Below are 6,592 nucleotides of genomic sequence, written 5' to 3'. Positions count from 1 at the left end.
TCTAATTTAATATATAATTTCTCCAAATTAATAGAAGAAATTTCTAATTTTTCTATGTAAATTCCATTTTTGAGGTAAATAAACAAAACAATGAAAAGTATCATAGGTAATGCTAAAAATTTAAGAATTTTTTTAATATGTTGTGATTTGATTTTAATTTTTCTTTTATCCATTTTTTATTATCTACTTTTACCTATAAAAACAAACTCTGTAGTTTTTATACCACAAGGTTCTGTTAGTAAGATTATAACGCAATTAGATAAAAATAACTATAAAATGAGCAATATTGATAAATATACTTTATATTTTTTAGGCCATCCACAATCTGGCTGGATAAATATAGGCACAAAAGAACTAAATAGAGCTGAATTTTTACATAAGCTTACCGTCGCTAAGGCAGCACTTGAAACTATTACTTTAATTCCTGGGGAAACGACTGAAATTTTCTTTGAAGAATTAGCACCAAAGTTGAATTTAAATGCCAAAACCTTAATGCAAGAATTTTACAAACAAAGCCCTTTTAAAGAAGGTATGCTTTTTCCCGAAACTTATAAAATTCCAAAAGGCATTACAGAAGAGCTTTTAGTAAAATATCTTTTGGCTTACTCTGCAAGTGAATTTAAAAAACTTTCTTATAAAATTTTTAGAGAATACAATGAAAAAAAATGGCATGAATATATCATCATTGCTTCCATTATACAAAAAGAAGCAGCGAGTAATGAAGAAATGCCTATAGTTTCATCTGTGATTAGAAATCGCTTAAGAAAAGGCATGAAGCTTCAAATGGATGGGACATTAAATTATGGAAAATACTCTCATGAAAAAATCACTCCACAAAGAATAAGATCAGATAATAGTTCTTACAATACTTATAAATTTAATGGCATACCAAAAGAAGCTGTGTGTAATGTTTCATTTGAAGCTATTAAGGCGGCTATTTTTCCTGCTAAAACAGAATATTTATACTTTGTAAGAGATAAAAAAACCAATAAGCATATTTTTACCTCTACTTTAAAAGATCATAACAAGGCAATAAGAAATTGATTATAAAATTTCTCTTTGGCCTTTTGCATCAGGTTCACTTAAAACACCTGTTTGTGAAAGTTGTTCTATAATATTTGCTGCGCGGTTGTAGCCTATTTTTAAGCGTCTTTGCAAATAAGAAATACTAGTTTTTCTATCTTCTAAGATTACAGCCTTTGCTTCTTCATAAAGTTCATCTAAATCTCCATCATCAAATTCACTTCTTTTATAAGCTCCATCTTGACTATCATCTTTTAAAAAGCTCTCATCATATTCTACTACTTGTTGAGCTTTTAAAAACTCTACAATATTTTCGATTTCATTTTCACTTGCAAAAGGTGCGTGCAAACGCACTAAACCACTCATACCAGGAGGAGTAAATAAACAATCTCCACGCCCTAATAAACTTTCAGCCCCCATAGAATCTAAAATAACCTTAGAATCTATCTTTTGCCCTACTTTATAAGAAATTCTACTTGGTAAATTTGCTTTTACAACACCAGTAACAACATCTACTGAAGGGCGTTGCGTGGCTACGATCAAGTGAATTCCACTTGCTCTTGCCATTTGTGCTAAACGACCTATATAAAACTCTACATCCTTACCTGCTGTCATCATTAAATCAGCCAACTCATCAATAATCACTACAATAAATGGTAAAATTTCTCCACCTTGTTCTTTGATCTTTTCGTTGTAATTTTCTATATTTTTAGTTTTTGCTTCAGCCATCAAACGATATCTGCGTTCCATTTCAGCCACCATATTTGATAAAGCATTTACCGCCTTTTTAGGATCAGTAATTACCGGTGTAAGTAAATGTGGAATATCATTATAAATACTAAATTCAAGCATTTTAGGATCTATCATCATTAATCTTAGTGTTTTTGGCGAATTTCTATAAAGCAAAGATAAAAGCATAGAGTTAATTCCTACACTTTTACCACTTCCTGTAGTTCCTGCTATTAAAAGATGAGGAAGCTTTTTAAGATCTGTGATGAAAGGATCGCCTACTATATCTTTACCTAAAGCTATAGTTAAAGGTGAGCTAGAATTTTTAAATACCTCACTTTCTAAAATTTCTCTTAAGTAAATCGTATCGATTTTTTCATTTGGAACTTCAATTCCCACTACATCTTTACCTGGAATTGGAGCTTGAATTCTTATAGTTTGAGCTTTTAAAGCCATAGCTAAATCATCTTGTAATGATAAAATTTTACTTACTTTAACATCTGCTGCTGGGCGAAATTCAAAAGTAGTTACAACAGGACCTGTGTAAGTTCTAACTACATCTCCACCTATTTTAAAGCGTCTTAATTTTTCCAATAAATCATAAATTTTTCTATCTATTTCTTCTTCATTTATCTCGCTTTTGCCTTCTTTTGGCATAGTTAAAAAATCTAAAGGTGGTAAAGAAAAATCTTTTGGTTTTTCAAAATTTCCAAAATCAAGATCTTTCAACAAGGCTTTGTTTTCACTCACTTCATTAGTGATAGAATGGTGTGTTTTATTTTCTATTACTTCTATTATAGGCTCTTGGGTAATCTCAAATGGAATTTTTTCTTCTTTAACTTCATTTTGTGCTTCTTCTACTACAAAAGGACTTTCATAGTTTCTTTTACTTCTTAGCTCTTCTATACTAATAGGCTTGGCAAAATCATCTTCACTAAAATCAAGTTCTTTTACTTCATTTTGTGGAATAAAATCTTCATCTTTAAATTCTTTTACCCCTAAAAAGCTAGTTTTATTTTGAATTTTTTTAAACTCAGCTTCTTTTTGTGCTTCTATAGCATTTAATTCTTCAATTTTTTTAAAATCCTCATTAAGCTCTTCTAAGATTTTTTCTTTTTGCAATGCTTTATATTCTTCTAGCAATTTAGCTTTTTGTAGCATTTGCTCACGCTCTTTAAGCTCTTTAGCAAACAAAGAATTTTCTTCTATCACCTCTTCTTTGTTTTCGTTTAAATCTATATTGCGTCTTTTATAGCTTGGTTCATCTAAATTTTTACTTTTTAAAGTTTGAGTATAAATATCTTCACTTTTATTTTTGTATTTTAATAAATACTCTTCAGGGGTCATTTCATCTTCCTTTATATTTATTTGACTAGCTTTTTGAGCAAAACTTGCAATAGGTTCTGAAAGCTCATGAATATAACTTGAACCTAGCTTTTTATCCTCTTCACTAATCACAACCTCTTCTAATTCTTGATTTTTTAAATCTTCAAGATTAAATTTTTTATTCTCTTGGATTTCTTTTTTTGGTAGCTCTTTTTCCTTGATAAGTTCTTCTGTTTTATCTTTAATTAAAAGCTCTTGTTTGAGCTTTTCTTGTTCTTCTTTGGTTTCATTTTCATATTTATCGCCACCAAAAAAGCCAAAAATTTTATTTTTAATTAAAGTTTCAAGTTTTAAATAAAAATCAAAATCAAGCTCTATTTTAAATACCTCTTTGATAATTTGCGGAAAAGAAATACTAAAAGCAAAAGCTAAAAGCAAAATCACCAAGATCAAACTTCCTATTTTTCCAAAAAGTCCATCTAAGATTACAAACATAGCAGAGGCTATATAGCCTTTATCTTGCAAGAACGCTGAAGCAAAAATAAGTGAAGCAAAAATACAAGCAAAAACAGCCACACTAAATCTACGCTCTATAAGTTCAAAATTATAGTTATTTTTATACAAAAGATAATTAAACCAAAAAAAGACAAAAGGGTAAAATTTAGTCAATGATCCAAATAAAAAATAACTAAGTTTTGCCAAGGAATACCCTATAATACTTACTAAAGCTTGATCGGGTATCAAAGCACTTAAGCAAAAATAAAAAATAAAAATATTAGAAATAACAAAAATAGCTTCTTTTTTTATAATATATCCTTTATAAAGAAAAAAGCTATTATATCAAAAAATTATAAGTAGTTTAATAAACTAATTTGAGAAATTTTAGAAGTAGCCGAAAGCATAGCTTGATAAGATACCATAGTTTGCATAAACTGCATATAAGTTTGCCCATAATCAGCATCAGTTACACCGCTTTTAATAGAAGCTACATTGATATTTAAAAAAGTCATTCTTTTATTTGTCTCTTCTATATTATTAGTGTAAGCTCCTATGGTTGTTTGCATTTTTCTAACATGATCTTGCAAATGATCTATTCTTTCTAAGGCACCTTGCAAACCTGTATTTCTAGGATCACTTCCTTCTGAATCAGCCCTCATACTGCCATTTAAAACAGCATCTATCATCTCATCTAAATCTTTAATCAAATCAACATTTGGATCATCAATAGTTAAAGAATTATTTGCACTAAATACAAAACCTGATCCATCGCGTATTTCTCCTGCTGGAGGAAAACCGCTATTTGAATTTGAATCTTTAATAGTAAGACCTATATTAGTGTTACTTGAAAATTTATCAGTAATACTTATACGACCTTTATAGTCCATACTAACTTCAACAAAACCTTTAGAATCATTTATATTTTGTTGAATGGTTTGAAAATCTCCATTGTTGATAGTACCATTTGCATTTGCATTTATAGTTACTGTGGGAACATTATCACTTGCAAACATACCGATAATATCATTTAACTGGCCATAAGTAATATCTTCAGGTCTTGTTTGCATACCCACTGCATTACCTGTGTTTTCATTATATTGAGAGTGAGTAATAGGAAAACTTATAGTTTGAGTAGGATCGTTTGGATCAGGGTAGCTTACTCTTGAGTTCTCCAAATCAATAGTTACCTTATAAGTTCGTCCGCTTTTAGAAACAATGTCCATTTGGAGTTGTTGACCTTGCATGCTTCCATTGGCATTTGCTACAACTTCACTTAATTTTGTACTATCAGTAGCATATTCACTTGTACCTTTAATCACTTGAGAAACATTGCCAAAAACAGTATTTCCATCTTTTTCAAAAGGCACATCATAACTAGCCCCATTAGTTTTATCACCATTGATATTACTTTTAATAAAATCTGTTTTGTGTAAGTCTATGTTAAACTGCTTACCACCTACTGTTACTTGTATTGGACTTTGAGCATTGTTTAAATTACCATCTTTAATTGCTGCATTCATAATACGCTCTGTAACTTGAGCCATTGTAATACCTTCATCTTTAGCAGCATCACTCAATTCTTTAATTTGCTCTGGATCTAAAAGTTGTGGAGTCATAGCAACAGCATGAAAATCTAAAGAACTACTTCCTTCTTTTAAGCTCTTTATTTCTATCTGCCCGCTATCATTTAATGCTACTTTAACAACCTCATTTCCCTCTGTATTTCCATATAATCTTCCAATATTTTTTAATACATCTTCAATTTTTGCATCAGGATCTATATCTAAAGTAGCTTTAAAACTTGTTCCATCAGGTCTAACACCTTGAATATACATAGTCGAATGTGGGAAAGAGAGTTTTTCATCATAGCTATTACCAAAATGCTCATCGGGCTTAAGTTCTCCATTTTGAACATAGTTTTGGCCTATTAAATGTGAAAATTTAGATTCTCCGGTTAAAAATTCTTTTTTGTCCGGATAACGAGCATCAGTAAAAGAAACATTTGTTGAAATAATTTTATTGATATTTGAATCAGGCTTAAAAAATAAATCCCATCCAGGTATATTATAAGGAATTTGGGTGCCAGCACCACTTACTACAAAAATATTATCTTTATTCCCAGTATAATTTCCATAATTATCAAAAGGTTTATTTGCACTATTTGATCCTGCAAAGAGATATTGCCCATTGATACTAGTATTAGCAATATTTACAATAGAATCTCTTACAAGTTTGAGTTCTTTTGCTATAGCCTCTCTTGATTCTTGAGAATTACCATCACTTGCAGCTTTTGTGAGTAATGTTTTAAATTTTTCTAAAAGTTCTGTGATATTTTTCAAGGCAGTATCTGTGTTTTTTGCTAGCTCCATAGCAGATTGAGTTCCTTGAACTATTTGACCTATGTTTGCCATCTCATATTCTAATCTTGAGCCATTAATATAAACATTTGCATTTTCCCAAGAATGCTGAATAAGCTGACCTGTTTGTAGTTGCAAATTATATTTATTAAGCAAAGACTGACCATCTGTGTAGTTTTGTATAGAAGTGTAGTAATTATACTGATTGCTAATTCTCATTATTTTGCTCCGCAAATAAATTTTTTTAATTATTTACAAGCAAAAAAAGTTCCAAATTTTAATAATATTTAAATTTTTTATATAAAATATTTTATATTGTTTTAATTTTTTTTTAGTATAATCCCATATTCTATTTAATTATTTTAAAACTTTCAAAAAGCCCGAGTGGTGAAACTGGTAGACGCGCCAGACTCAAAATCTGGTAAGGGCAACCTTGTGTCGGTTCGAGTCCGACCTCGGGCACCATTACTTTTCAAAGTGTTTTCTAAAATTTTTAAAAAACTCAGGGAGCGGTTTTGGTAGCGGTTTTTTTCTCAAAAATTAATTTTTAACACTCCATATAAAATAATATAATTTACCATTATAATCTAAAAAAGAAATTGACTTTTATAAAAATATTTAAAAAAAGAATAAAATAAAAAATACATTTTACTTTTTTA

General features: G+C 29.7%; 2 protein-coding genes, 1 tRNA gene and 1 pseudogene. 2 read left to right on the top strand and 2 right to left on the bottom strand.

Going from position 1 to position 6,592, the window contains the following annotated elements:
• Window positions 1–90 precede the first annotated feature (90 nt).
• On the top strand, window positions 91–1,044 hold the full coding sequence (mltG, locus tag L8U04_RS08120) for an endolytic transglycosylase MltG (RefSeq protein WP_133318850.1): 954 nt from the start codon (window positions 91–93) through the stop codon (window positions 1,042–1,044).
• On the opposite strand, the pseudogene L8U04_RS08400 reads toward mltG, so the two are convergent.
• Both L8U04_RS08400 and flgL read right to left on the bottom strand, forming a co-directional pair.
• Window positions 1,045–2,565 (bottom strand): annotated as a pseudogene (locus L8U04_RS08400) (DNA translocase FtsK); the annotation flags it as partial.
• A 1,361-nt stretch (window positions 2,566–3,926) separates the two neighbouring features.
• Window positions 3,927–6,152 (bottom strand): flagellar hook-associated protein FlgL, encoded by a 2,226-nt coding sequence (gene flgL / locus L8U04_RS08110; protein WP_263709806.1) that lies wholly within the window; start codon window positions 6,150–6,152, stop codon window positions 3,927–3,929.
• A gap of 159 nt (window positions 6,153–6,311) precedes the next feature.
• On the opposite strand from flgL, the gene L8U04_RS08105 reads away from it, so the two are divergent.
• Window positions 6,312–6,398 (top strand) — tRNA-Leu (locus tag L8U04_RS08105).
• Window positions 6,399–6,592: the final 194 nt, after the last annotated feature.

Source organism: Campylobacter sp. IFREMER_LSEM_CL908, assembly GCF_025771545.1.
Lineage (GTDB): Bacteria > Campylobacterota > Campylobacteria > Campylobacterales > Campylobacteraceae > Campylobacter_D > Campylobacter_D lari_D.
Note: the sequence above shows the minus strand (reverse complement) of the source record. Positions and strands in the feature narration are given on the sequence as shown.